Genomic DNA, 26,273 nt, shown 5'->3' with positions numbered 1-26,273 from the left:
GATTGCTCCGGTTCACGGGTCGGCTGGCATCGACGGTGGCTCTGCTCGGCATCCTCGTTGGAGTCCCGGCCGGCCTGTGCTGGTTTGTCGGATCGCCCCTGCCGCGCACCCTGCCGACGACGTGGGACGCGTGGGCCCGGATCCTGACCTCCAGCATTCCCGACGAGGCCGTCATCAACGTCCTGGCCATCGCGCTGTGGATCGTGTGGGCCGCGTTCGCATACAGCGTCGCCGTCGAGATCGCCGCAGCCCGGCGCGGCAAGCTCGCCACTCGGCGTCGGCTGATCTCCCCGTTGCAGGCGGTCGCGGCGCTGTTGATCGCCGGGATGACGGCTGGGCCTGCCACCGTCCTCGTCGCAAACCCGGCCCGGCCGGTGGTTCCGGCGGTCGCACCCCACATCCCGACGGCGAACGCGACCGCCTCTGAAGCCATCACTGCTGGAGGCGGGCGGATCATCCTCACGGTCGGCGATGCCCGGTCGGCCACCCCGACAACCAGGGCGTGGCAACCCGCGGACAGCGCGACGGCCGCACTCACCCACGACGAGATGCCGCGGTTCGCCGCGTGCGGCGTCGACGGTGCACTCACATTGCAGGTCGGCGACAACCGCTACACGGTCACCGTCTCCCGGCACGACACGCTGTGGAAGATCGCCGAAGTGTGGCTCGGGGATCCGCACCGCTGGCCCGAGATCTACCACCTCAACCAGGACCGCTACGACCACAACGGCCGGATGAAGCACGGCGACCACATCGAACCCGGCTGGGTCCTGATCCTCCCCGCAGATGCCCTACCACCAGCTGGCGCCCAACCCATTCCGCCGCCCCCGTCCAACCCCGTCCCGCCGGACAACAACCCGTCGGGAACCCCGACCGCCCCACCGAGCTCATCGCCCAGTTCACCGTCCAGCCCGAGCGGGGACGCGATCGACGATGGTGTCGTCGGAATGCCACCGAGGTCGTCGGGGTCGCCCGCGCCGTCGGAACCGTCCGCAAGCGCCGCGCCGGCACGCAGCGACAGGGACGGCGGGTTCGGTATTGAACTGTCCGGTGGGTGGGTCGTCGTGCCCGTCGCCACAGCCGTCGCCGCAGCCGCCGCGCTCGTGTGGATCCAGCGACGCCGACGCTACCGGCCCCGCCCACCGGCGAACGGCCGCCGCGACGACCCGGACCTGACCCCGCTTCCCCCGAGCATCGCCGCCCTGCATCACGCGCGCCCACCATCCCCGATCGAGGACGACATGGACGATCTCGCGCCCGAGGCGCTGGAGGCCACCACCGTCACCACGGCGACATTGGGCACGCGCGCAGACCGGCCGCTTCGCCTCGCCGACCTGCCACCGTCCGGTGTCGGCCTGGTCGGTCCCGGTGCCCGGGCCGCCGCCCGCGGCGTGCTCGTTGCCGTCCTGTCCGCTGGCGGGCCGTGGGCTCCCGGCGCCGAAGCGGCGATCGTTACCACCGACGCCGACCTGGCCGCGTTGCTCGGTCCGACCGCGCCAGACCGCGACCAACTCGGCCAGCTGCACATCGCCGACTCCCTCGACAGCGCCCTCACCCACCTGGAACGGCAACTGCTGCGCCGCGTCCGGCAAGCCGACGATCGCAACGACAGCGACCTGAGCACGGTGCACGATCAGGCGCATGCGCCGATCGTGCTACTCACCCAGGCACCCGACGACACCATCGCCACCGCCCTCGCCGCGATCCTCGCCGTCGGTTCCCGCCTGGCCATCGCCGGCGTCCTGCTCGGCCGGTGGAACGGCGGCGCAACCTGGCACGTCAACAGCGACGGCACCAGCCGACCCGACCCCGCGACCGACACGACCGGACTACGGCTCAACGTCCTCGACACCGCAACCGCCGGCGATATCCTGGACATCCTTCGCCAGGCCCGCCCGACCAGCAACGACATCCCCCCACCGCCGAGCCGCGCGGCCTCGCACACTGCGGCGGCGGCTAGCCGGACCGACCCGTTGGCCACCCGCCAGGACGGCACGCCCGCCCCGACGACGTCCACCACCGCCCGGTCACCGAACCCGCACAACCCGACCGGCACGACCGACGTCCGCACGCTGCGGTTCAGCGTCCTCGGCAAACCGACCCTGCACCTCGTGAGTGAGGGGAGCCGTCGAGACATACGGATACGGCGCACCGACGGCACGCAGATCCTGGTCCACCTCGCCGTCGAACCCGACGGCTCCACCAGCGACCAGCTCATGGCCGTGCTGTGGCCCGAAACCCGCCCGCATGTCTCCCGCCGCCGATTCCACACCACCATGTCCGAACTGCGGCAAACCCTGGCCGAAGCCGTCGGCGCAGAAACCATTCCCCGCACCGATGAGCGCTACCGGCTCGATCCCGCGCATATCACAGTCGATCTATGGAAACTGACCGCCGCAGCCGACGACGCCGCCACCGCGGTCGACCCCGCACATCATGCGGCGGCACTCCGTCAGGTCATCAAGCTCTACACCGGATCCGTCGCCGAAGGGCACCACTGGCTGTGGCTCGCCCCGTACCGAGAACGGGTCCGCCGCCACATCCTGGACGCATACATCGGGCTCGCCGACAACGCCCCTGACCCCGCCGCCGCACTCGCGCTGGTCCAGGAAGCGATCCGCGTCGACCCCTACAACGAGGACGTCTACCAACGAGCCATGCAACTCCACGCGACGCTGAACAGCGCCGACGGTGTTGTCCGAACCCTCCGCGCCCTTACCCAACGCCTTGCCGACCTGGAAATCGAGGTCTCTCCCCAGACTCAGCAGATCGCTACCGAACTTCTGGCCAAGCTCGATGCCCGGCGCCGTAACCGGGGCAACGCCGCATAGCTGATTCGACAGCGGAGGAGCAGCAGTGCTGATTGCACCAGCCCTGGCCGTTGTCGCCGCCACCGTGCTCGGCGGGTTGATCGGCCGAAACCTGTCGTCGGTCGTCCACCGCCTCAGCGCCAGCCGACCCGATCAGAACGCATCAGCGACGCCAACCACCAGTGACCTCCCGCGCTGCCCGATCGACTCGCCACCGCGGGATTCGAACAGGGTCCGTCGTTGTCACACCATCTGCCTCGCATCAGCGGCCACCAGCGGACTACTGACTGCTCGATTCCTGCACAGCCCCCTCCTGCCCGTGCTGCTGATCAGCGGACTACTCGCGGTCGCCGCAGCATTTGTCGACCTCCGTAGCCGTCGGCTGCCGAACGTTCTGATCCTGCCAGCGGCCGCCATGTGCGCAGCCGCGATCGCGGCTCACGGCGTCGTCGTCGGCGACCTCCATCGGCCGCTGCGAGCCTTCGCAAGCGGCGCCAGCGTCGGCATCATCCTGCTCGTCCTGGCGACAGCGACCGGCGGACTCGGACTGGGCGACGTCAAGGCCGCCACGTGGACCGCCATGCTGGCCGGCTGGCAGAGCCCGGCCGCTCTTACCATCGCGGCCGTTGGACCGTTCCTGCTCCAGGCGCCTGTCGCCCTCGCGTTGCTCGCGACAAAACGGATCGACCGCCGCTCCGCGCTGCCGTTCGGCCCCGCCCTACTCGTCGGTGGGCTCCTCGCCCTCATACTCACGAGATGACGGCTGGCTGTGGGACCTGGCTTACAGCTACGGAAACGTTTGCAGGACACAAAAAAAGAGCGACCTTGCTGCCGGGAATCGGCTCTCACAGGGGTGGGTTCGCATCGATCTTTGTCGGCCGGCAGACGACCGACGTGGGCCTGACTCCGTCTTTCCAAAGTCATGTATGTCAGGAGACGACCTGCAGCGGTCTGATGAGCGGGGCGTGCCATTAGAAGCCGGTCGCTCATAGTCGATCTTGGCGATCCTTAGACTGGTCGCATGACGTCTCACGAGGAACTGGACTACGAGGCGGCGCTCAAGGGCGGTCGCGAGCTATTGGCGCAGCGCGGCATTGCCGGACCACTCCTGATCTCCGTTGCGGCCGCTGGTCTCGTCGTGGAGATCTGGCGCGACACGATCGAGCCGTTTCACCGACTCTTCAGCGACGCGGAGATGTCGCGCATGAGCATGGTCACCACGCGCGACATCCTCCCGCTCATCACCGAGGACTCAGCCGACGTCATTGGCATTACTGAGGTGTTGCAGGACGGCCGCCGACGCTAATCGGCGACAGAAGGGCAGCACAGCTCTTGGGGCGGCACTGGCGATCCGTACGTACCGAGGTCGGCCGGCGCATGGACGAGCGCAGCTTTCATCCGATCTCCCTTGCCCTGTGGGGGAACATGGTGGCCCACGACTGGTGGGGTAGTCCGCGATACGCCGAGCTGGTCTCCTTGCTCTGCGCCGACCTACCCGCCGAGATCCCTGGCTGGGATGAGGAACCGGATCTCCTCGAAGGCAAGCTACTTGTGTCTCCCTGGGAGATTCCTTTGGAGACGTGGAACTGGTGTCTGAAGCACGGGTTGGCCTGGGACTACCGGCCGGATGCGTGGGAGACAAGCCTTACGCCACTCAACCGACCACCGCCTGACTACGCCAGCCGCCGGCCCGTCGAGGTAGTGACGTGAGCCAATGGAATGTGCAACTGGTTGTCACAAATAGCCGGATGCGCCAGTGCCGCTGCCACGGTCGTGAGAATCCGTCATCGCGGATGAGAACCTACACGACGGCGGACCTCAATCGATGGGGGCGCCGCGTTTACGCATGAACGGTACGGGATCTTCTGCCCCGGCGCTGCTGCGGTCACCGCCATGATGCGTCTCGAAGTGCAGGTGTGGCCCGCTGGAGTGGCCGGACGAGCCCACAATGCCGATAGGCTCACCGGCGGCCACGGTCTGTCCTTCCTGGACGAGGGGGTGGGTGCTGAGGTGGCAGTACCTGGTGATGATGCCTGCCGCATGGGCAATGTCGAGATACCAGCCGCACCCACGGACCAGGGTGGGGTGACCGTCGCGGTCGCAGCCCCATGACACGGGTTCGATGTCGCACCGGACCCGGACGACGGCGCCGGCAGAGGCCGCGCGTACGACGGCGCCGCGAGGGGCGCCGATGTCGACACCTTGGTGCGTTGGTCGGTTCGCGGTTCGGAACCCGGACACGATCGGGCCGCGGACCGGTTGGGTCCAGGTGCCGGCACCGCCGCAGGTGGTCAGGCCGGCCTGGCCAAGGCCGCTGACGGCGGCGACGACGGCGATGGCATCGCCCTCCCAGATCGAGTAGGAGTCCGGCGTGGCGCTGCGCTGAACGGCCTGAGCCGCCTCGGTGAGGGGCAGATCTTGCCAGTGCGGGACACGGAGCAGATGGGTGTAGAACTGTGTGGCGGCGTAGACGGGATCCATGAGCTGGGCGGGGTTTCCCCACCCTTGGGATGGTCGTTGTTGGAACAGACCGAGGCTGTCGTGGTCGTTGTCGGAGCCCAGATCACCAACGTTTGTAAGTGACGACTCCTGCATGGCCGCGGCCACAGCGACAACCCAGCCGCGGGACGGCACGCGCAGTTGTCGACCGACCGTGACGATGATCGAGGCATTGCCGATCTGGCTACGGTTCCACCGCCCGATCGCTGACCATCCGGCGACAGGCGTCGGTGACGAACTGCTCGGGCCGAACGCCGGGTCGGTGCACGCGGCGATGGCGACGGTACCGGCGCCGAGGAGGACGGCGGCGAGACAGGTCGTCGTGACGGCGACGAGCAGTATGGCGACTCCGGCAGTGGCCTTGCCGCTCACCGTGACCACCGGTGGTGCGAGTTTCGCCGGATCGGACGGGCGGTTGCTGGTCTGGCAACGGTCGGCGCGCTTCGGATTGGTGTGGGCATGTTGATTCTCCTTCGGGTTGTTGGACCCTGCCCGGCGCGGCTGGGCGCGGGTCAGACGGGCTGCCGGGTGAGGTCGGGTTGCGGATCTGGTTCTGGACCAACGGGATCTGCGAGATCACGTTGGGCGTGCTCCGCTGGACCGGCTGATACCGGGTCGGGTCGGTCCGGTGGCGGTGGTGTGAGTTGGCCGGCTTCGCCGGCGGAGCGGATGAACTGCAGGGTGCGTAGTGACACCCCGTGGGCACGAGCGACGTCGCGCGTCGCGGCGGGGAGGTCGCGGGTGGCAGCCCAGATGGCGCACCAGCGGGCGTAGGCGGCGGGAGTCGTGGGAACCCGGCCGGCGGCATTGCCGTTGTTGAGGCGCCACTCGCGATCGCCTACGGGAGTGGCGCCGTCCGGTGGCGGCTCGGACGCGGGCAGCTCTGAAATCTGCGAGGAGGAAGGATCGGGTGTAACCGTCACCGGCAGCGGATGCCGGTGGGCGGGCTCGGCGGGTTCGAAGAGGTGCGCGAGCATCTTCGCGGCGGCAAGCAGGGCGACGGCGGACCAGCCGGAGATGGCGCGGGCGACCAGGTTGTCCGGCGCGACCGCGATGTTGGCGCTGATGCTGGCGATGGTTCCGACGGAGAGGACGGTCCAGGGCAGCCAGCCGCTGCGGCGACCGGTGCGCCGGTCGGCGAGCAGGACGAGGACGCCGATGAGGTCGAGCCCGTCGACGGTGAGCGGGAAGGCATGTGCGTCGACACCGGTCTGGCCGGACCGGCGGGCCAACAGGAGCATGTGGTGGTAGGAAATCCAGCCGGCCAGGGCGGCCAGGCCGGAGACAGTGACGACGGCGACGATGCGGGTGGCCTTGTCGGCCACTCCGTGGCGGGGCGTCGGTTCCACGGTGGCCTCCAGGTGTTGGACGCGCCACCGCCGCCCCAGCGTCCGGAGGCGCAGGTGCGGCAGGCGCGTGATGCCCGGGAGAGGGCACGCGCATGAGCTCAGTCGGTGTCTGGACCGATGGCGTCGGAGCCAGTCGGCCCGCGTTGACGGTCGCGGCGGCGATGGTGTGGCCGCGCAGTATCGCTGGCGTCGACGGTGTCCAGGCTGGAGTCGTAGACAGCCACACCGTCGGTGGTGGCCTTGGCGCGGTACAACGCCCGATCAGCCCTGACGATCAGGTACCGCCAGTTCGCCGGTGCGCCGGCGGGTGGCTGGGCCACGCCAGCGCTTGCTCGGGGTTGCAGGGCTACCGCCTCGATCTGTACGGGCTCGGTGAGGAGGCTCAGCACCGGCGAGATGGCAGCGCTGGGGTCGCCGCCGTCGTCGGTCAACAGGACCAGGAACTCGTCGCCACCCAACCGGGCGACCAACCCGTCCGACGGGACGGCCGCGCGTAGACGGGCCGCGACGACGGTGAGGAGGTCGTCGCCGGTGGGGTGACCATAGGTGTCGTTGACGGCCTTGAAGTCGTCGAGGTCGACCAGAACGAACAGGAACCGTTCGCCTGTGTAGAGGCGGGCGTTGACTTCGATGAGGGCGGCACGCCGGTTGGGTAGGTGTGTCAACGGGTCGTGGAGGGCGTCGGACCGCCAAGCGGCGACGGCGCTGCGCGCGGCGTCGAGTTCCCGTCGCCGCCAGCGCCGGGCGGCGATCGCACCAACGGTCGCCGCAGCGATGGCGGCGATGACCGTGCGCGTGCGGTAGCCGAACATTGCCGACGCCAGCGTCGTCCGGGCTCGGCCGATGTGGCGGAACACTTTGCGTTACTCCCTTGCGCATCGAGGGAAACGAACAGGCGGGGGACCGGCGTGATGTCGGGCCAGGTCAATGCCGTGCGTTGTGGAAGCAGGCCCTCGGCTACGAGTGGAACGTCCACGTGCCCGGGCGCGGCGCGCCGACCGGGTAGGTCGGGATGTGCTTGTGGACACGAACGGCCGCACCGGTCCCGGCCGGGCGCGTAGCACCATCGTCGTCGATCAGTGCTGCGCAGCCCTTACCGGTGCACCGGCGGGTCGCTCCGTGGAAGATGAGGGCGAAGACCAGTCCGTTTGCTGCGCGAATGAACAGGGACAGGTCACCGTCACGGCTAACGGTCGTGTGACCGCCGGTGTTCATGGTCAACAGACTGGTCAGGTTGCGGTGCCAGCTGTGCATCGCGGTCTGGTAGATGTCGGATGCCGGGCCGTAGAAGGCGCGTAGCCGTTCCAGGTGGAGTTCGCATGCGGAGATGACGTCGACTGCGTCCCGGGTGAGTGTCAGCCGGTATTCGTTTGGCCGGTAGTCGGGCAGGGCGAAGTTCGGGGCGGGGACGGCTGGGTCGGCGTACTGGGTGGGCATCAGGTTCATGGCCAGTTCCAGAGCGACCTCGGCGGCGGTGCCCCATGCCTGTGCCCGGTTGGTGATCGCTGTGGTGATGGCTTGCCATTGGCTGGTGGGGATGGCGTAGCGGTCCGGGTGGACGCCGGAGGCGGTCATCCCCGCGTCGCCGTCCCCGGGCTTGCCCGTGAGCGCGACGTACAGGGCGGCGAGGACGGTGTTGAGCAGATGCCCGGTGCCGGTTGCGGCGCGGATCGCACAGAAGATGTGGTCAAGGTCATCGGACCCGAGAACCCGACGGACCGGTGTCGTTGAATCGTTCGGGTTTGCGCTCACGGTTGCCTCCGTTCCGAGGGCGGCGTGTCGTGCTCAGCCGTCGCGGTCTCATCGCCCCGGTCGACGCCGCGGCGGAATACTTCGATTCGGCCCCACGTCCCGGATTCGACGCCGCGGACCTGCCGGCTGAACCAGTCGCGGTTGATGGCGCCGATGTCGAGGTAACTGGCGGGTATTCCGGCGGCGCGTATGGCGTGGGTCCACCCGAGCTCGGCCATGCGGTGCCGGGTGTACTCCCGTTCGTCCTGGAACGGGCCGATGTATGCGGCGGCGAACTCCTCCCGGACGGCGCACGGCTCGATGTCGGTGGCGGTGGTGGCGCCACTGGCGTCGAGCCAGTCACCGACTGTCCGGAGCGATACGTGGTGCTCGTCGGCGATCTCGTGCATCGTGGCCAACAGGTCCAGGTCCAACCGGTGCCGGTCCCGGCCGTACTTGCCGTATCCAACGGCGGTGACGATGACCACCTGCTGCGGGTCGGCCACGCCGCACGCCGTGCATACCGTGTTCCGGGTTTGGGCGAGGTCGGCGCTGATGTGGACCCAGCGCGTGTTGGTCATGTCGTGCAGCGCCGCAACCCGCAGAGCACCGTCTGGGTAGGCCTCGTATTCCGCTGTAACGTCGTCGTCGCGTCCGTCGCGGGTGGCGCGTCGATCGGCCAGGTCCCGCAGGGTGTGCCGGTGCAGATCGTTGACCGCGTCGGCGGCAGCGCGCTGGTGCCTGGCCTGAAGTGTCGACAGTGGATAGTCCGGGATCACGACATGGGCGGCCGCGGTGAGGACGGCGATCACGGCGCCGTCGGAGATCACCAGGTACTCGGGGCTGTCCGGCGTCACCGTCCCGGCATCGCGTGCCTGAATGGCTGCCTGAAGCTGGTCGCGCCATGGCTGTGGCGTGCCGGCCAACGCTCGGTGGGGCGGGTGAAGTGAGCTGTTGCGCAGGTGGACACCGCGTAGCCGGCCGGCGTCGGTGGTACGCAGACCGCGCATCTCGCGGAAAGCTTGGTTGATGGTGCTTCGCACGGCGGATCTCCCTTCGGATGTTCCAAGGACCGCTCTGTGCGCCCGCCGGACAGGCGGACGCACAGTGGCGCGGTCCCTGTCGGGGCGAGTTGATTTGTCGGGGTAGCCGAGGTGTCTATCAGCTGATCAGCAGCGCGGCGACCGATCGCGGGTCGACGCCGGCGGCCACAGCCGTGGCTATCTGGTTGGTGAGGTTGTCGGTCGGGTCGGCTTGCAGAGCCCGGTCCGCGGCGAGGTTGGCGAGAGTTCCGTCGCCGGCGTGGAGCGCGGACACGGCGAGAATGGTGGCTGGGCCGGCGGTGAGGGTCGGCTCGGCGCGGCGGACCAGGTCGACCCACATGTCGATTTCCCACGGCTGTCCGGTTGTGCGCCGGGCTGCGGCGGCGCGTATCGACGGCAGAGTGAGTAGCACGGTCAGTATCGCGGCATCCACGTCGTCGACGGGCGTGCCGGCTTCGTAGAACTTCTCTGCCAGAATCAGGCTCTTGAGCCCGACCAGCAGCAGCGCTACCCCGAGGCGCGTGGCTCGGGTGTCCTCGTCCTCGGGGGCGTTGGGCACGAAAGTCTCGACAACATCGATTATGGCGTGCATGGCGGCGCCGGTGGCCCGGGTCATCGCGTCGCGGGCGTCGCCGGTGACCGGGGCCAGCCGATCGGCCACCGCCGCGCGGTCGGGCAGGGCGACCATTCCGGCGGCGGTCGCAGTTGCCGCGGCAGCACTGGTGGATGGGTCGAACGGTGCTCCCTCGAGCGGGCAGCAGGCCGGGTTGTCGCACCGGTAGGACCAGTACCGTCCGTCGGCGACTCGCAGCGCCTCGATGACGGGCAACGATCGTGGCGTCAACAGGTCGGTGATCGCCTCGATGCAGGGCCGTACGAGATCGTCGGGGCCGTAGCCGATCAGAATCGCGGCGGTCGCGCCCTCCTCGCTGGCCACGTCGGCGGCACGGTGGACCGAGGCCAGCACCTCTTGCGTCTCTTCGTCGGTGGTGGGCAGATCAAGGCGGGCGACGACGAGCACGCGCTGGTCGGCCAAGGCGACTACGACGAGGCTGGAGGTGGGGTGGTAGCCGATCACGTACGGAACCAGGGCGAGCAACTCGGCCGGACTGTCCAGCCACAGCACGTGGCGGTTGGAGCTTGTTGACATCACAGTTCCCCTCAAGAATTTCGTGTGACCCCGGCGCGATTGGCGCGTCGTCGCTGGAGCCGGCGACGGATGTCTGCGCCTTCCGGGGTGAGGACATGGCGTAGCCGGTGACAGACGGTCAGTTGGGACGCCGACACCGTGACGTTCGCCTTCAGTCGCGGGCGAGGGATCGGTTCGTCTCGGCGTCGACATTGCGACAAGCCGCGCGGCCGCGGCGCCGCTCGGCGGTGCCGGTCACCACGGCACAACGTGCCGCCAGGTGATGGGTCGGATGCGCAGCGGCCGGATACCTGCGTATGAGGCGGCTGGTTGCCCGTTTCGCGGCTCGATGACGGTGTCGTAACGGGGCAGCCAGACCGCGAACCAGGGCTCGGCCGTCGCGCCGAGCCGGGCGGCTTGGTCGGCCGCCGGGGCCATCCCGACGCCGAGCCGCATCGGGACGGACCGGTAGTTGGAAAGCTGGCCGGCCACCATCGGGCAGGCGGCTTGGGTGTAGGCGGCGCAGACCGGATCCAGGGCGGGTTCGCTGGTGCGCCGGAAGGGCAGGTCGGACAACCGCATCAGCAGCACGAGCCGGTCGACGGGCCGAGCGAGCAGCGCGTCTCCACATACGCTGCACAGCCGGCGGATCAGGCATTGCCTTTGCCGCCGCGGGTCGACGCCGCCGAACAGGTACCGCCCGTCGTAGGTGCGTGGGGTGATGAACGGGACGACGAGGCCGCCGAGGGTGGGACGGTGCGCGAGACGCACCGGAATCGGCGGGATCGCGACCTTCTCCTGTGCCGGTGGCGAATCCCGGTCCCGGTTCGCGGACTCGTTGACGTTGTGGTGCACGTAATTCCTCCTTGTTTTCGGTGCGCGAACATCACCCGGCTGGGTGGCGATCGGGACTCCGGGCGGTGGGCCGCACCCCGCCACAGGCAGCAGCCGTAACGGCATGACGCGGGGACCATCGGCGGCGCGAATGCCACGCCGGTCAGCTCTGATTGGTCACCGGTCACCGGGTCCATGTCGGTAGGTGGTCGACCTTGTCGGCCTCGCCGTCCAACAACACGTAGTCGCAACCCAACGCGCGGGCATAGCGCTGGATGGCGAGCACCACGTCGGGGACGGGTTCGCAGTTGGTGGTTGACGCCTGGTCGGGGTCGTCGGGTACCTGGAGCAGCCAGCCGTGAATGGTGTGGTAGGCGATCACGCCTGGCTGTGCGCTGAGCCGGTCGCAGACGTGCGGTGGTAGGTGGGCGGTGGACAGGTCGAGCAGGTCACGAATGTTGGGCATGACGCCTCCTACGGAACTGCCGCACCGGATCGTCGCCGCCCGGCAGTGCCGGCGGGTCCGAGGCGCGTCGCGGCACGGTTTGGTCAGGCGGTGGTTCAGGAAATGGCGGCGGCCTCGTGCCGGCGGCGAAGCTCGGTAAGGGCCAGCGGCCGGGTCACCCCGCCGCGGCGTTCGCGGAGGATGGCCACGTCGCCGAGTTCGGCGCGGAGCTCCAGCTCGCGGCGTTCGGCCTCGGCGTACCTGTCAGGAAAGACGTTCAGGAGGTTCAGCCAGTGCTTCTGCCCACCCCTGACGCACACGCCTCCACAGTTGTTGTGGCTGAACCCCAGCTCGTAGAGCCGTGGTGGGGTGAGCCCGGCGGCGCGGGCAGCGTCGAGCATGTCCTGTTTGGACAGATGGGGTGGCTCGCACATCGGGAACCGCACCGGCCACGGCGACCACCCGTTGACGATGGCCGGCGTTCGGCGGGCTTCCGACCAGTCGATGCCCACGTACAGCATCGTGTCCGCCGGATCCGTGTGCGCCGTCAGCCAGGCCCGGGCCGGACGCTGTTTGAGGATCGCCGAACACGGCGCCAGCCGGGAGTTTCCCAGGAACCGCTGGTCGTGGAACACCTCGAACGGGGTCCGTCCGTCCGCCACGAGGGTCGGGTCGACTCCGATGCGGGCGGTGCTGTCGTGCACGAACCGCCACAGGTCCGGATCTTCGACCCGGGTGTCCGCGATCAGCAGGACCAGGTTCGCGGTGCCGTGTGCGGCGATGACCCGTTGAGTCGCTGCCCAGCTACCGATGCCGCCGTTCTCCAGAATCTGGATGTCTCCTGAGACACCGGCGCCAACGGAGGGGACGCACGCTCGATGAGCATGGCCGCCGACCGCGGTGGTGACCGAAGTCAGCCGGTGGGCACAGAGCGTGCTCCGTCCTGGTTCGTCTGGGCTGCACGGCGGCGCTACGAGAGACGGGCTGGTGATTCGTTCTGATCGTCGCCGACTACCACGGTTCGACAGTCATCGCTGTTGTCGCTCTACAGACGAAGTCCTTGCGGCAGCAGGCGTAGTTCGTGCACCAGCACACCAGCCGTCGCAACAACGTTGTGTCCATGACCCTCGCTGGGCTACCAGCGGGAGCCGAGGACGCGCGGATTGCGGCGAGGTAAGTGCGTCACCCGTATGGGTAGCTTTCCCCCTTCCGAGCGGATTGCTGTATTTTTTACCCGTGCACGAGACTCATCCGGACCTGGAAGACACCCTTAGCGACGACGCAACCCTCTGGCGATACATGGATCTTGCGCGCTTCGTCGACCTACTTCAGACGTCGGAATTGCACCTGGCGCGGGTCGATCAAATGCAGGACAAGTGGGAAGGGGCATATGGTCCGACCAACACTGCGCTTCGTCCAGATATCTACGGCGAGCACTACGCGACTATGGAAGACCAATTCCCTCGGATTGCATCCTATGCGCGAACGCATGTATTTCTGAATTGCTGGCATATTGCCGATTCAGAGTCCGCCGCAATGTGGAGCGTTTATGACCGTGAAGGTCGCGGCATAGCGGTCAAGGCTAGGAAGGCCGACCTGCTTGCCGGCCTAGTGGGCGATCAGAAGGTCCACGGATTTCCTGTCGAATACACCGACTATTCGGTGCAGTTTATCTCCGAGCGGAACCTTCTATTGCCGTATATGCACAAGCGCCTCAGTTTCCAGCACGAACAGGAGTACAGGCTAATGGTCGCTATGCTGGACGTGCAGGACACGCCCACGTTCCTTCGCGAGAAGGTTGACCTGTCGAAGGCTTTTGAGCAGGTCTTCGTTTCACCGGAGGCGCCAGGGTGGTTCTTGAAAGTGATCAGGCGCCTCGTGGATCAATATGGTTTCGGATGGACGGTGCAACACTCTGACCTAGCAAGCGATCCAATTTACTAGCCGGTCTTCCACAGTGACTAGGCATTTCGCATGAGCGGGACCAAGTTCGAGGCACCGTGGCCGGCAATGACCCGCTGAGTCGCCGCCCAGCTGCCGATGCCGCCGTTTTCCATAATCTAGGTGTCTCATGAGACAGAGCGTGCGGTCGCCTCGCGCCAGCTAAGCCTGACTGGTGTAGTAAGCCAACGCAGCCCCGGTCTATCCGCAGCTCAAGCGGCCATCGGTAGTGTGGGGCGCTCGACCCGCGATAGGCGGCTGCCTCGTCTCGGGGGTTCACATACTGAGCGTCATCGCGGAGGGGGTATGACTACCCTAGCGCCGAGTTCGACGACGACCTGAGGTGCCGACAACTTCCTGCGTCAGATCTGCGGGGGCGGCGTGCCCTGTGACTGCGGCAGAACGGACTTTGCCGTCCTGAACGACGCGGCGATCAAACTGATCAGACCCCGCTCGGTGATCTTTCCGTCCTGTCGCAGTTGCAGGGCGCCGAGGACCACCACGGAGACTAGAGCCGTGACCATAACGATCGGCAAAATCCACCAATCGACAAGTCGCGCCACGACCAGCACTAGGGCAGTCACGACGGAGAGGCAAGTCAGGTAGAACAGCCCGGCGCGCCATGGACTCTGGGTGGCGAGCCGCTGCCGCTCGATCTCCTTCATAACCTTGATCACGTCGGCACTGTCGGTGCCGTGGACCGAGTACCGCATGCGGGGACCGAGCTCCATGCCGCAGTTGGGGCAGGTCGTGCGACGCGGTCCGTCGTCCGCGTAGCCGGAGCCGCCGCAGCTTCGGCAGATGCCATTGCGGGGCGCGGGGATGGGGACCGGATCTTCAGGTGACGTTGCCATGACTCTCAGTATGGTGACTGTTAGCAATCTCGTGACATCAAACCTGGCGTCTCGCGCTGGCCCGACAGGCACCACGTGCGTCGCAACGGCCCGCGAGCCAATACCGCCGGAGTACTGAACGACGTGCAGCATCCTCTGGAGGGTCATTTCGTTCCGCCGAGCAGCGTCCCGAACATGTCGTCGGCCGCCACAGTCTCGCGGACCGCCGCGCCTGGTGGATCACCGGCGTCGTAGGCGTCGCGCCATGCCCAGTCCGACAGGTCGAAGATGGACACGCCGAGATGACGCACGCAGGTCCGGTCGGCGACCAGGAGCCAGGCGACGAAACCCACCGACCCGTCGGCGTACCGCAGATACCCGCCGACCCCGCTCCGTCTTGAGGGCCTCGGCCAGTGCGGTACGGCGTTCGTCGGACTGCTCGTCCCACCAGGTCATCGGGTCGCCGCCCGGATCCAGTCGAGGATGGTGTCGAGTTTCTCGCCGTAGCTGCGTTCAGCGACGTCGTCCAGGTCGGAAGCGTCGCCGCGCAGGTACGCGATGGTCGCGTTGACCATGAGGTTGATGTCGTCGCGCAGCCCTTCGTCGCCGGCGTCGACCGCGTCGAGAATGTCGTTCGCGGCGTAGTTGAGCGCGTCGAGCACCTCGTGCTCGGCGAACGTCACCGGATCGCGCCCAGCGCTGGCAGTGGTGGTATCGGTCGTGGTCATCGCGACGCCTGCGCGATCGCGAGGTAGAAGGTTGGTCCCGTGCGGCGCACGGGTCCTCCTTCACGAGGACTCGCCGGGACACCGCTGGGCCGCGCGCCATCCGGGGTGATCCCGGGGACGGCGCGCGGCCGATCAGGTCCCGGAGGGATCGATTTGAATGGTTGGAGGGTCCGGGTTACCGGCCCCAGACCGTAGCTCGTCGGCGCGATTGCGGGGGTTGCGTCAGCCCTGGGTCACGGCGGGAAGGGTCGCCGCCAACGCGGCTGTCTTGGTTGCGGTCCGGAACATCGCGACCGCGTTGGCCGGGATGTTCGCGATTCCGCTCACGCGCTCCTGCGGCGTGAATGGCAGTCGTGCATGGGGTCCGATGCGGAACACGGGCATGTTCTCGTGCTTGCGTGCGACGACTGTCCTGTCCGGGGTTCCGTACTCGGTGAACGAGTCGAAGGCGAGTCCGTCGATGGTCGTCTCTCGGTTTCCGGTGCAGACGATGACAAGGTCGTAGGTGCGGCCCTCGATGAGGCCCAGGCCGGGCAGCGCGATGGGCTGTGGCCGGGCGCCGATCACGGTGAGCCGACGCACGCCCATCCGGTCCGGCCGGAGGTAGCGACCGATTGCCTGGTAGCGGCCACGGCTCTCCCGGCGCCACTGCTTGCAGGTGATCGGAACCTCGTACGAGTACCAGTCGATACGGTCCACGCTGTCCAGCGCGGCGGTGGCCATCGGCGGTTGTGGCGCGATGCCCAGCAACGACTCGACGGCGCACTTGGCCGAGTCGCCGCCGCCGATGACTGCGACGCGCCGTAGCCCACGCAGGGGCCACACACCGGCCATGCGCCGCATGAACTGGTCGAAGGTGAGAATCGTGGAGCCGTTGGCGACGTCCTGACCGGACGGGTCACCGAGGCCTCGCGCGTCGATCACCCGTCCGGCGAATAGCGGGTCGCGGTCGGTGATCTCGATCTGCACCGCGGCGCCGGTACCGATCACCGACACAACCCGTGCATTGGACACCACATCGGCGAACTGCGCCAACGTCAGCCGGATGAGAAACGCCATGTCCGTGTTCGTCTGGTACTCCGACATGGACAGGTTCGCCGCCTGGATCGGCGCGCCAGGCAGGTAGTTCAGGCTCGCCCCGTGGTCGCCGGCAAGGCCCGCGGATCCCCTCCGGTTGCGGGAGTTGAGGTAGAAGGTGGGCCAATCGGTGACGGCGAAGGCACCGCCGATGCGCGGACCACGCTCGAGGACGAGTGGCTTCGGATATCCGCTCAAGACGCGGACCGCGCAGTACACAGCGGCGTGGAACCCGCTACCGATGATGACCTCGCGGTCGGTGCCGGTGGCGCGCAGCAGCGCCAGCTGGCCGGCTGCGTCGGACCAGGAGGCGTCCAGGACCCGGTCGGCGACCGTGCGATCCTGTGGGTCCGCGGCGATACCGGCAAGCTGTGCCTGCACCGGGCTTGCGAATTCGGACTCTCGCTGCTGTGTCAATCGCATTCCCGCACCGGCGTTCGGGTTCGATGCGATGGCGGTGAGAATGGACGCGATCTGTGTGGACGGCTCGAACATGGCTTCCTCCAGCCACAGTGGCCGGGCCGGACCAACCACACGCGAGTCCGGGTCGCTCCCGGGTTGTGGCGTGGGGCTGGTCCTGACCCGGGATGCTTGCGGATGTGCTGTGCGGTGGTGCAGATGCGCTGACTACCGTGATTCCTTCAGTGCAGGGCGCGCCGCGGCGATGTCAGCAGGCCGTGAGAGGCAGCGGCTACGACGCGGTGCCGAGGCCGAGCCGGGCGCCGATGACCGGTCCCTGCCGGACGGTGTCGACTGCGGTGAGCAGGTGTCGGCGCCGCCATCCGAGCAGTGCGCCGGTCAGGTCGGCGCCGTGGTGGATGTGCTGGCGCAGTGCGGCGGCGAGGCCGTCGGCTTGTTCGATGCCGTTGACGGCTCCGCGTGCGGTGTGTGCGCGGGGCGGCGCTAGGGCGTCGCCGAGTAGGCAGGCGTATCCATCGCCGATGGGCCAGGCCATGCCGGTGGGCGGGGCGATGTCCAGCACCGGCGCTGCCGCCCGGCCGGCGGTGCTGTGGACCAGGTCGGCGAGCGGCGCCGGCAGGTGCGTGGCGGCCTGCTGGTCGACGTAGGCTCGGGCGGCCGGGCTGACGTGCTGTGCGGTAGCGAAGGCCCGCTGGCGTGGTGGGGCACCGAACCAGGCGGTGTACTGGACGGCGGTGGCGTTGAGGAAGAAGATCCAGTCGGCGCCGCCGGGGACCGGCGCGATATTGAACTGCACGCCGGGGCACGGCTCCCAGCGCTGAAAGTCGTGCAGGTCGGCCGGCCGGACGGTGGCGGTACCACGGTGGGCGACGTACCCGGCGTAGTGCAGCGGTCGTGCGGGGTCCAGCAGTCGCCGGCCGACCGACGAGCGGCCGTCGCAGAACGCCACCAGGTCGGCCGATGCCCGGTCGCCGTCCTTGAAGTGCAGCACCGGCCGGCCCGCCTCGGCGGTCATCGCGCTGATCCGCCGTCCGTGGTGGGCCACCTCGGCCGGCAGCCGAGCCGCCAGGGCACGGTGCAGCAGGGTCCACGTGGTGAACCGGCCCGGATAGGTCCGCTGCCGACGCCGCCCACCGGCCGGGCCGTAGCCACGGAACTGGGTGATGGTCTCGAACCCCTCCTTCACGTACTCGTGCTGAGGGATGTCGAGGCGGTCCAGCACGTCCAGTGCGGTGTGCTCCAACGAGAGCACGCCACCGGTCGCGGCGGCCAGATCCGGGTTGGCCTCATAGACGGCGACGTTCTCCAGGCCGGCCTGCAACAGCAGCAGCGCGAGCACCGGCCCGGTCAGCGATCCGCCGACCACCGCGATGTGAGGCTGAGATCCCGTCGCCGGCGCGATGGCGGCTGAGGGGGGATGGTCCGGACTGAGCTCCTGCTTGGCGGCAAGGTCGGTGGGTTGATGCATCAGGCCCATGGATGGGCTCCTTCCGTGACAACGGAGTCGAGCCCGGGCGCGGCCTTGTAGCCGTGCCCGGGCGTGTGTGCGTGAACGCGACGCGAGGTGGGCCGGGCAGCGGCCGTGAGACGGCGGTGCCGTCCGGAGCGGACGGTCAGCCTGGTGATCGGTGCGTGGCGCGGCTACACACGAGCCGCACCGTCTGTGTCGTTCTTCCCGACCGGCTCGTCGGGCGAGGGCTGGACCGGAGCCAGGGTGGAGGGTCCGCCGAGTCGGGCGATCAGTAGCGGCAGTACGCGGACGTCGCCGACCCGGCGCGCGTAGTCGATGTCTTCAGCCACGGCTTGGCGCGTGGCGGCATCGACAGCGCAGGCAATCACGTGCCGACAGTTGGCCTGAGCCGCCCGGTGAACGGCAGTGTCGAACCGGCTCCAGTCGACCGGCCGGGTTGTCCCGGTTGCTCTTCGGTCTCTCATGATCGTTACCTCCATATGGAAACGGCCACACCGTCGTGGTGTGGCCAAGGGGCTGATGTGTGCGGCGCGCCTGGTGGGCCGCGCCGGGGGTGGAGTCAGGTCGGCGTTCGGGTGATCATCCGAGCCGGGTCGGGACGGATCTGGACGTCGAGGAGGAACATCCACCGGCGTCGGCCGCGGTGGACTCCGATGCTCAACTCGTCGCGGTGCCACTCGGGATCGACGAGTCCGTCGCTGGTGTTGTCGGCGCGCCAGTGCAGGCGGACCATGTCGCCGACGCGCACGAATGCGGAGATCGAGCGCCACACCTCGTCGAGCCGGGCGGCCCCGATTGTGGCGTACGCCGTCGCGGTGGGGAGGTGGTGTTCATGCCAGCGTTGCCGCTCGTCGAAGCCGGCGATGTCGCCAACGACCGGGATCCGGCGACGCCGGTCGAGCGCATCGGCGTCGGGGAACAGCCGTTGTTCCGTCGCGGTGTAGATCCGCGGTATCCCGACCGGCGCCGAGAACAGCCCGGCGTCGATCCACGAGCTCCCGTCGCCACTGTGGAACGCGACGGTCTCGGCGCGACGCAGAGCCTGCACGTCACCGACGTACAGCAGTCCGACTGGCTCGGCGTCACCGCTGTCCAGAGTGATGTGGTCGTGTTCGCTGGGTTGATGAGTCGCCATCGCATGGCTCCCTTCTTGTTGTCAGAGAGTTGATTTGTCGTCACGGAGTCGTCTCTCGTCGTCGGTGTGCAGAGTCCGGCTCTCCGTCAACAAGCTGGCGTCAAAGGCGGGTGCCGGCGGGGCGGGCGGACCGAACTGGAGCTGCCATCGGGCGGCGTATCGGCGAGCGGCCGTGGTGGCACGGCGTCGCCCCCAGCGGGTTCCGATGGCGTCCTGGATTCCGGTCGATCGCGACGTCGCGCAAACGAAGTTTCGGCCCCACCGGTCCGGTAGGACCTCGATGAACAGGTCGTCGCGATCAGCGTCGGTGTACGGGCCATGGATGGGATCGGTCAGCGGATCCATCGCGATGGCGGTCGGCTGTGCCGAGGCTTCGGCCGTTGGTTCTGGCCGAAGGAATCGGCTGGGGCGGGCAAGCTTGCGAGGTCCGATGATGGAGCCCTCCAGGTCGCGTACGTACGCGTGTGGGACGAGTAGGTCGTCGCGTGTGGAGGCGCTGAGGCCGACGACCAGTGACTCGATGTACCAGGTCCCGGCCACTGGATCCGGCAGGGCGGCGGTGTGCCCGGCCTCGGGGCCGAACGCGACGTCTTCGACCACGATGCCGTCGTGGCGAAAGCAGGAGTCGAGGACGGTCTGGCCAAGCCGTGCAGGCGGATGCGCCGACGATGGCGGAATGATCCGCGCCGCGGCGACGCTGCCGGGTTCAATGCGGTCAGGCGTGTCGAGCGGGTAAATGTGAAGCGGGTGCGGCGTCAGGTTGACGTACATCAACGACCTCCAAGGCAGGCATGTGCGGCAGCGACATCGGCGCCGCTGCTACCGGGTGGGGGATCCGGCGCACAGGGGTTCGCCGGATTGTCTGATTGCTGGCGATGACGTGGCGGATCGGCGACGGGACGACGAACGGTGTGATGTCGACGTCGCTGTCACGGTCGACGTGAGCGGCGTCGTGTGGGGCCGCAGTCATGCTGGACGTGACGGTGGTGCTGACCATCCAGATGGTCGGCGGATCGTAAATGTCGTCGGGTTCGGCGACGATCGGGTGGATCTTGTCCACGGATCCGTTGGCCAGTTCGCGCCAGCCGGTCGGTCCGCGGTCGGGGGCGTACATGACGATGCGGGTCTGTGGGGCGTGGAGGAACCGCTGGAGGGCGGCTCGCGCCGAATCGCCGTCGGCGGCGTCGATTTCGGCGTCGACTCCGACTGTGACGTCTAGTCGCCAGGACAGGCGGAGCGGTGCCGAGACGGCACGGATGCTGAGCCCGGTCAGCGCTTCACGCAGACGTGACGCGGCGCGACGGGCGCGGGACGACCAATACAGGCGATGCTTGTGGGCGACGGCGCAGCCATCTGGCCAGCCGGTGGATGCCGATACGTGAGTCGGCTCTCCGTCGGGTTCAACGATGATCACGTGGTCCTCCGGTGATGTCGAGCGCGCAGCGGCGCCGGGCGCGGAGTTGCGACAGGTGCCCAGGACGGGCGTTGGAGTGGAGACACAGGTGATCCTGTGCCGGGGTGCCCATGTGTTGGGCTGTGGTGTGCACCGGATCGGTCCGGCGCGTGGGGCAGGTCGGCGGATGCGGGCGGCGTAGAAGGGGGGCGTCGGAGTGGTGCCGCGGCCGACCGGCCGGAGGTGGCGGGTGGGCCTGTGTACGGCGCCGACGTGCCCATGCGCTGCGCGAGCGGGCGTGCCAGGGTGGCGCTTATCGGGAAAGGGTTGTGAGCCTTCGACGGTAGAAGCGACGGCCGGCAAATTCCAGCTCCACAGCGCTGGTGTGACCGCATGTGATTTCGTGTGAAACTGCGGAGAGAGCGGGATCCGGGGTGGTTACATCTCCGAGTGTCAAGAGAGGTCCGTTGCCTTGGGAGCGACCTCGTCGTGCCTCTCGCAGGAACCGTCGACGCTACGGTAGTGCGCGGGGCAGTAACCGCAGCAGTAATGGGCGCGCCCGGGCACCACGATCAAGCCGGCCGCGCCTTGGGCTTTGCGAACAGTTCAGACACTAGGCGGGATGGCACACAGGTGGCGATCGACGACAACCTCAACCAAATCGACGAATGGCTACGCCACCACGCACCCGCGACCTTCGCCGATCTGGGTCCACCAGCCGGTCCAGACCACATCGCGGCGCTGGAGAACACCGTCGGTCTCCAGCTTCACCCGGACGTGACAGCACTGCTCCGATGGCATAACGGCAGCGGCCGCCACGACCGAGGCTTCCCTTTGAGCCCCGGCTTTCCGATCAACAGCACCACCCAGATAGCTGGAACGTGGCAACGACTCACAACGCTTGCGACCCAGATCCGTGACGAAGAAGACATGCAGGGTTGGTGGGAACCGACCTGGATCCCAGTAGCCTCCGACTACACCGGATTCGAACTGGTCGTAGACCACGGACCGCACATCACCGGGCAGGTCTTCCACTTCGACCCGACCGAAGGGCGCAGCCGACTGCGGCCGTCCTGGCCCAACCTCGCAACGATCGTCCCAGGGATCGCGACTGCTCTGCAGTCAGGCAGCCAGTTCGCCGGACTGGTACCCGTCATTGACGAGGATGGATACCTAGACTGGGAGTGATCCTCGAGGATGTCACCACGCGGCGACTATGCCCGTGGCTGTACTGGCAAGTTGCGGGCCTGAAATCATCATGTCGTGCTGCCATGCCGTGGGAGTCTCGCTCTCTACGCCTCGAACTCGGCCGGTGTCAACAGCCCTTGCTGCAGCAGGGCGTCCAGCTTCGTGAACTTCCGCCTGATCCCGCCAGCTGAATGAACTCGTTTGGTGAGTAGGCCGGCTGACTTCGACTGAGCCGCCGCAAGCTGGTGAACAGGAACGTCTTCGCACCTGCGTCGGCAACCATGCGAGCTGTGCGGCTTCCGCGGCGATCACGACGATTGCGTGAGCGGAGTGCCGTCTCCACGACAGGCGCCGCCGCTGGGCCAACGGTGGGCCGAATTCGCGACATCTAGATCGGCAAGTCTCGACGGACGCGCGAATTCAGCGACGTCTGGCGGCGACTCGTGAACAGAACCACCGGGCTGTCAAATGCGGTGGTCGTCTGCCGAGTCCGGTGTTAACCGGCTTGCAGATCTTGCCCGAGCTCAGGATCGAGGTCAGGGTCGCACAGGTTGGGGGCGAGTTGGAGCGGATCGCCGTGATCGAAGGGGAGCTCCGCGAGGCAACGCCGAGGCTCAGGCGCGCCGACCAGGGCCCACACAGAGCCGGCCGGCCCCGGCCCCGCCGGGTCATGCACGGCGGTGGCCACGGGCACGGGGCCGATTGGGCGGCGGCGGGCGAACTCGGCGTGCAGGGCGGCCTCTCGGCGGGTGCTGTGCAGCCAGAACAACACCGGGTAGCAGACGCCCCCTTCGGCGGCGATCTGGTCGTACGCGGCGAGTTTGCGCACCAGCCGCCACAGGTCTTCGGTGCCACGGTCGTACTCGACGAATATGCCGATGACGATGTCCTGGTCGCGCCACAGCGCGTGCCCGTCTGGGTGGATGCGTGCGTTGTACCGGCGGGCGGTGTCGCGCTCGGACCACCACCGCACGAGCCGGGTATGCGGGTGCGACAGGGTGTGCACGTAGAGGTTGATGAAGAACTGGTTGGTGCCCAACAGATGCGGCAGCTTTGGGCTGACCGTCAGCTTGTCATGCCGCGCTTGCAGCGCGGCGCGTGTGGGCGGCTTGGCGCCGCGGCTGGCGGCAGCGATCCGGGCGCCGAGGAGTCCGATCACCCAGTGCCAGGGCCCGAATCCGCCGGCGGGTGCCGGGTGGCGGAACCGGTCGACGACGGCCATCGCGCGCAGCTTCGCCAGGCGATGGCTGGCGGTGACGGGGCTGCTGAACAGCGCGCCGGTGATCTGTCCGGTTGTCAGGACCCCGTGCCGGTCGAGCCAGTCGATGATCGTCCGGTCCCGGGCGGTGAGCCGGGACTGGACCGCCAGCACGTCCAGCGCGGCCGGCTGCGAGGCGGCCGACACCGGCGATGCGGAGGCGGAGCGAAGCGATGTCGACCGCGATGCCGGCGACGCGCCGGTTGACAGCGCCGGGGATTTCCCCGCAGGGGGATGTCGCGGTGGACGCGGTTCGCTCATCGGCTGCTCCTTGCTGCTGGTTCACCGCTGCCGGGGTTGGCGGTGGGGTCGGCGGTGTGTGACCGACCCGGCTGCCGACCCGATCGTGGATCCCGCGGTCGGGGCTGCTGCTACCTGTGCCGCGGAGGAACGGACCGGAGGGTCGGGCCTTGCCCGCTGCGGTCCCGGTCGCCGGGGGCGGGGCGGCGCCGGCGTTGGCTGCCGTCTGCGGGCAGTCCGGCTCGTTGGGCGTTTGCGGGCTGGGTGGTGGGGAGTTTGGCCTGGGTCAGCTGCGCGCAGCGGGCCCGGATTTCCAGCGTGTGGCCGACGATGTCGGGTGGCGGGTTGGTGACGAGGCTGAATGCCGAGGTTTCCGCGCCGTCGATGACGAGGCGAGCGGCGGCGGTGTACCGGTCGAGGTGGGACAGGTCGTGCTCGTCCATTTCGGGCCAGGTGTGGCGGGCCAGGACGCGGGCGTCTTCGGGCGAGCAGTTGAACACGATCTTGTTGCGGCAGTTCGCCGAGATCGCCGCTGCGGTCTCGCGTGGCAGTTGGGTGAGGTCCTGGTGGGCCAGGACGAGGCCGAGGTGGTAGCCACGGGCTTCGGCGCAGATTTCGTCGATGGAGCGCGGCAAATTCAGGAAGTTCTGACACTCGTCGACGATGAGGACGGCGTCGCGGCGGGTGGCTTCGGGTTGTTTGCTGCGGGCGGTGGCGGCCTGCCAGACCGAGGCGACGACGAACGAACCGAGGAGCCGGGCGGTCTCGTCGCCGAGGACACCTTTGGGCAGGCGGCAGAGCAGGATGCTGCCGTCGAGGATGTCGGACATGCTGAACGACGAGGTGGGTTGGCCGACCACCCGGCGGACGAACTTGCGGGTGAGCATCTTGCGCAGCCGGCCCAGGACGGGTCCGCTGGCCTGAGCCCGTACGCCTTCGGGGAGAGAGTCGAACCAGGTCCAGAATCCGCCGAGCCCGGCGGGGTCGTGCAGGTCGGCGGTGACCGCGGCGCGGCCCTGCTTGTCGGTCAGCAGTGGCGGGACCATGGTGAGCATCGGGTGGGCGCGACCCATCAGCGTCAACAGCGCCGAGCGCAGGATGTCGTCGATCCGCGGCCCCCAGTGCTGGGAGAAGATCTTCCCGAAGATGGAGACGATGTTGTCGACGACCAGGTCGTCGTCGTCGCCTTCGAGCGGGTTGAACGCCGGTGGCGGATCCTGTTCCGGGTCCAGCAGGACGAGCCGGTCGGCGGCCTCGAACGGCAACCGGTCAAGGATGTCGGTGACGAGGTCACCTTTCGGGTCGATCACCACGACACCACGGCCGGCGTTGACGTGGGAGAGGGCCAGGTTCAGCTGAACGGTGGTCTTGCCCGAGCCGGTGGAGCCGATGAGATGGCAGTGGTAGCGGCCGTCGACCACGGGCAGGGCGACAGCATGTCCGCCGACGACGGCACGGCCGAGCGGCACCGTGTTCCGACCGCCGGTCGGTATCTGCACCGGGGCGGGGACGGCTTTGGCCCGGGCGCGGGCGAGACCGGGTACGGCGACGTCGGCCGGCAACCCGGCCAGAGCGGCCAACTCCGGTGTGGACAGCAGGAAGCCGTGGCTCAGCCGGCGGCCGGCGAGCATCGCCACCGGGTGACGCACACGGACCCGGCGGAGCCGGTTGGGTCCGGTGTACACGGAGTAGGCGCCGGCGAGGCGACCGGCGATGCCAGACAGTCGCACCGCGAGGTTGTCGCTGTCGGCGCCGCGGCTGCTGCCGGTGGCTGCCGCATACCGGATGGATGCTTCCCAGTGCGGGCCGCCGGTGGCCTTGTCGATGCTGGCCCGCAGGTCCCGTTCACCGGCCGGGTCGAGCCGCGACGGCGCCGCTGCCGGTGTCCGCGGCCTGGTCCCGGACAATCCGGGGGTGGCGAGGTCGAGCAGGCCATGTACCGCCCCAGCGGGGGCGCGGAGCCGCACAGAGGCTCGTCGTAGCCGGGCCACCCTCCGCGGTGTGGCAGGGCGGGCGAGGATCTGCACGCAGGCGTATTCGTGGTGGTGCAGCCCGGTACCGGCGCCGATGACCTGGCGCAGCGGGTCGGTGGCGTGGTCGGTACGCAGCGGATACGCCTCGGCCAGCACCGGCAGCAACGCACCGCCGTCGGCGGCGGTCACAGTGTCGGGAATGGGGGCGGTGGCGGCCTGGGTGGTGACGGTGGCCGCGGGCCAGGCGGCCCGGGCGGCTGCGGCAAGCGCCGGTACGGGCACGGTGCCGGGGACCCAGACCACGATGGTCAGGGCTCGGCCGGTCCACCGGTATTCGTAGGCCAGGTGCGGTGTGCCGGCCAGCAGTCGCCGCCACCAGACCCGGTGCAGGGTGCCGTAAACGGTCATCCAGAACTGGGCGGCACCGGCCGGCTCAACCTGCGGCGGAGTGGTGACGATGATTTGCTGTGCGCCGTGGGCCATCCGCAACTGCCGACGCCGCGCCGCAATCGAGGAGACCACTAACCAGGCGACCAGAGCAGTCACCGCAACAAGCGCCAGCCAGGGCCGTTGCCGGATCCAGGAGGTGACGTGGTCGACCAGTTGCGCCGGCCCGGCCGGCGGCGGTAGGCCCGGCTCCGGGGAAGGTGTGACGTGCGCGGGCATCGGGTCCTCCCAGTCTCGGTGGTGTCAGAACAGGGCGTCGTCGTCGGGGGCACCGCGGTCCGGACCGGCCGGCTCGGTGGCGGTTTCGAGCCGGGACGGCGCGGCGGTCG

Annotated in this window: 25 protein-coding genes; 6 read left to right on the top strand and 19 right to left on the bottom strand. The window is 68.4% G+C overall.

What is annotated here, in order from left to right:
- Window positions 1–2: 2 nt before the first annotated feature.
- From Vau01_RS59345 to Vau01_RS59330, 4 genes are all read left to right on the top strand, one after another.
- Entirely contained in the window at window positions 3–2,831 is a 2,829-nt protein-coding gene (locus Vau01_RS59345; RefSeq protein WP_204012827.1) for a BTAD domain-containing putative transcriptional regulator, read from the top strand.
- Between the two features lie 298 nt (window positions 2,832–3,129).
- Complete coding sequence (locus tag Vau01_RS59340; RefSeq protein ID WP_204012824.1) at window positions 3,130–3,570, top strand: prepilin peptidase; 441 nt, start codon at window positions 3,130–3,132, stop codon at window positions 3,568–3,570.
- A gap of 261 nt (window positions 3,571–3,831) precedes the next feature.
- A complete protein-coding gene (locus Vau01_RS59335) occupies window positions 3,832–4,116 on the top strand; it encodes a hypothetical protein (RefSeq protein WP_204012821.1) in 285 nt (94 codons plus the stop codon).
- A 71-nt stretch (window positions 4,117–4,187) separates the two neighbouring features.
- On the top strand, window positions 4,188–4,520 hold the full coding sequence (locus Vau01_RS59330; protein ID WP_204012805.1) for a hypothetical protein: 333 nt from the start codon (window positions 4,188–4,190) through the stop codon (window positions 4,518–4,520).
- A 108-nt stretch (window positions 4,521–4,628) separates the two neighbouring features.
- On the opposite strand, the gene Vau01_RS59325 is transcribed toward Vau01_RS59330, so the two are convergent.
- The 9 genes from Vau01_RS59325 to Vau01_RS59285 form a co-directional block, all read right to left on the bottom strand.
- Window positions 4,629–5,681, bottom strand: coding sequence for a M23 family metallopeptidase (locus Vau01_RS59325; RefSeq protein ID WP_204012802.1), 1,053 nt, complete (start codon window positions 5,679–5,681; stop codon window positions 4,629–4,631).
- 140 nt (window positions 5,682–5,821) lie between these two features.
- Complete coding sequence (locus Vau01_RS59320) at window positions 5,822–6,658, bottom strand: DUF2637 domain-containing protein (protein WP_204012800.1); 837 nt, start codon at window positions 6,656–6,658, stop codon at window positions 5,822–5,824.
- Between the two features lie 98 nt (window positions 6,659–6,756).
- Window positions 6,757–7,515 (bottom strand): GGDEF domain-containing protein, encoded by a 759-nt coding sequence (locus Vau01_RS59315; RefSeq protein ID WP_204012798.1) that lies wholly within the window; start codon window positions 7,513–7,515, stop codon window positions 6,757–6,759.
- A gap of 100 nt (window positions 7,516–7,615) precedes the next feature.
- Window positions 7,616–8,410 carry a hypothetical protein gene (locus tag Vau01_RS59310; protein WP_204012796.1) on the bottom strand — a complete coding sequence of 265 codons (795 nt, stop codon included), beginning with the start codon at window positions 8,408–8,410 and terminating at the stop codon, window positions 7,616–7,618.
- Window positions 8,407–9,432 (bottom strand): hypothetical protein, encoded by a 1,026-nt coding sequence (locus Vau01_RS59305; RefSeq protein ID WP_204012794.1) that lies wholly within the window; start codon window positions 9,430–9,432, stop codon window positions 8,407–8,409. Before Vau01_RS59305 ends, Vau01_RS59310 begins: the two co-directional genes overlap by 4 nt.
- 118 nt (window positions 9,433–9,550) lie before the next feature.
- Complete coding sequence (locus tag Vau01_RS59300) at window positions 9,551–10,582, bottom strand: DUF4192 domain-containing protein (protein ID WP_204012792.1); 1,032 nt, start codon at window positions 10,580–10,582, stop codon at window positions 9,551–9,553.
- 234 nt (window positions 10,583–10,816) lie between these two features.
- Window positions 10,817–11,416 carry a hypothetical protein gene (locus tag Vau01_RS59295; protein ID WP_204012790.1) on the bottom strand — a complete coding sequence of 200 codons (600 nt, stop codon included), beginning with the start codon at window positions 11,414–11,416 and terminating at the stop codon, window positions 10,817–10,819.
- A gap of 163 nt (window positions 11,417–11,579) precedes the next feature.
- A complete protein-coding gene (locus Vau01_RS59290) occupies window positions 11,580–11,861 on the bottom strand; it encodes a DUF5983 family protein (RefSeq protein ID WP_204012788.1) in 282 nt (93 codons plus the stop codon).
- Between the two features lie 95 nt (window positions 11,862–11,956).
- Window positions 11,957–12,544 (bottom strand): hypothetical protein, encoded by a 588-nt coding sequence (locus tag Vau01_RS59285; RefSeq protein WP_204012786.1) that lies wholly within the window; start codon window positions 12,542–12,544, stop codon window positions 11,957–11,959.
- Between the two features lie 532 nt (window positions 12,545–13,076).
- Here Vau01_RS59285 and Vau01_RS59280 point away from each other — a divergent pair.
- Window positions 13,077–13,784 carry a DUF2971 domain-containing protein gene (locus Vau01_RS59280; protein ID WP_204012784.1) on the top strand — a complete coding sequence of 236 codons (708 nt, stop codon included), beginning with the start codon at window positions 13,077–13,079 and terminating at the stop codon, window positions 13,782–13,784.
- 359 nt (window positions 13,785–14,143) lie between these two features.
- On the opposite strand, the gene Vau01_RS59275 is transcribed toward Vau01_RS59280, so the two are convergent.
- From Vau01_RS59275 to Vau01_RS59240, 8 genes are all read right to left on the bottom strand, one after another.
- Complete coding sequence (locus Vau01_RS59275) at window positions 14,144–14,635, bottom strand: hypothetical protein (RefSeq protein WP_204012782.1); 492 nt, start codon at window positions 14,633–14,635, stop codon at window positions 14,144–14,146.
- 143 nt (window positions 14,636–14,778) lie between these two features.
- Complete coding sequence (locus Vau01_RS59270) at window positions 14,779–14,967, bottom strand: hypothetical protein (RefSeq protein ID WP_204012780.1); 189 nt, start codon at window positions 14,965–14,967, stop codon at window positions 14,779–14,781.
- Between the two features lie 99 nt (window positions 14,968–15,066).
- Complete coding sequence (locus Vau01_RS59265) at window positions 15,067–15,342, bottom strand: hypothetical protein (protein ID WP_204012778.1); 276 nt, start codon at window positions 15,340–15,342, stop codon at window positions 15,067–15,069.
- 222 nt (window positions 15,343–15,564) lie between these two features.
- On the bottom strand, window positions 15,565–16,914 hold the full coding sequence (locus Vau01_RS59260) for a hypothetical protein (RefSeq protein WP_204012776.1): 1,350 nt from the start codon (window positions 16,912–16,914) through the stop codon (window positions 15,565–15,567).
- Window positions 16,915–17,110: 196 nt separating this feature from the next.
- Complete coding sequence (locus Vau01_RS59255; RefSeq protein ID WP_308440539.1) at window positions 17,111–18,316, bottom strand: Rossmann-fold NAD(P)-binding domain-containing protein; 1,206 nt, start codon at window positions 18,314–18,316, stop codon at window positions 17,111–17,113.
- Between the two features lie 553 nt (window positions 18,317–18,869).
- Window positions 18,870–19,445: a hypothetical protein gene (locus Vau01_RS59250; protein ID WP_204012773.1), complete on the bottom strand. Its 576-nt coding sequence runs from the start codon at window positions 19,443–19,445 to the stop codon at window positions 18,870–18,872.
- Between the two features lie 21 nt (window positions 19,446–19,466).
- On the bottom strand, window positions 19,467–20,216 hold the full coding sequence (locus Vau01_RS59245) for a hypothetical protein (RefSeq protein ID WP_204012770.1): 750 nt from the start codon (window positions 20,214–20,216) through the stop codon (window positions 19,467–19,469).
- On the bottom strand, window positions 20,161–20,859 hold the full coding sequence (locus Vau01_RS59240; protein ID WP_204012767.1) for a hypothetical protein: 699 nt from the start codon (window positions 20,857–20,859) through the stop codon (window positions 20,161–20,163). Before Vau01_RS59240 ends, Vau01_RS59245 begins: the two co-directional genes overlap by 56 nt.
- 612 nt (window positions 20,860–21,471) lie before the next feature.
- Between Vau01_RS59240 and Vau01_RS59235 the strand changes: the two genes are divergently transcribed.
- Window positions 21,472–22,026, top strand: coding sequence for an SMI1/KNR4 family protein (locus Vau01_RS59235; RefSeq protein ID WP_204012765.1), 555 nt, complete (start codon window positions 21,472–21,474; stop codon window positions 22,024–22,026).
- Between the two features lie 496 nt (window positions 22,027–22,522).
- On the opposite strand, the gene Vau01_RS59230 is transcribed toward Vau01_RS59235, so the two are convergent.
- Together Vau01_RS59230 and Vau01_RS59225 are read right to left on the bottom strand one after the other, a co-directional pair.
- A complete protein-coding gene (locus tag Vau01_RS59230) occupies window positions 22,523–23,545 on the bottom strand; it encodes a replication-relaxation family protein (RefSeq protein WP_204012762.1) in 1,023 nt (340 codons plus the stop codon).
- Between the two features lie 110 nt (window positions 23,546–23,655).
- Window positions 23,656–26,163 (bottom strand): type IV secretion system DNA-binding domain-containing protein, encoded by a 2,508-nt coding sequence (locus Vau01_RS59225; protein WP_204012758.1) that lies wholly within the window; start codon window positions 26,161–26,163, stop codon window positions 23,656–23,658.
- Window positions 26,164–26,273: the final 110 nt, after the last annotated feature.

The organism is Virgisporangium aurantiacum, assembly GCF_016863635.1.
Classification (GTDB): Bacteria; Actinomycetota; Actinomycetes; order Mycobacteriales; family Micromonosporaceae; genus Virgisporangium; species Virgisporangium aurantiacum.
The sequence above is the reverse complement of the archived record's forward strand: the minus strand, read 5'-3'. Positions and strand labels throughout refer to the sequence as shown.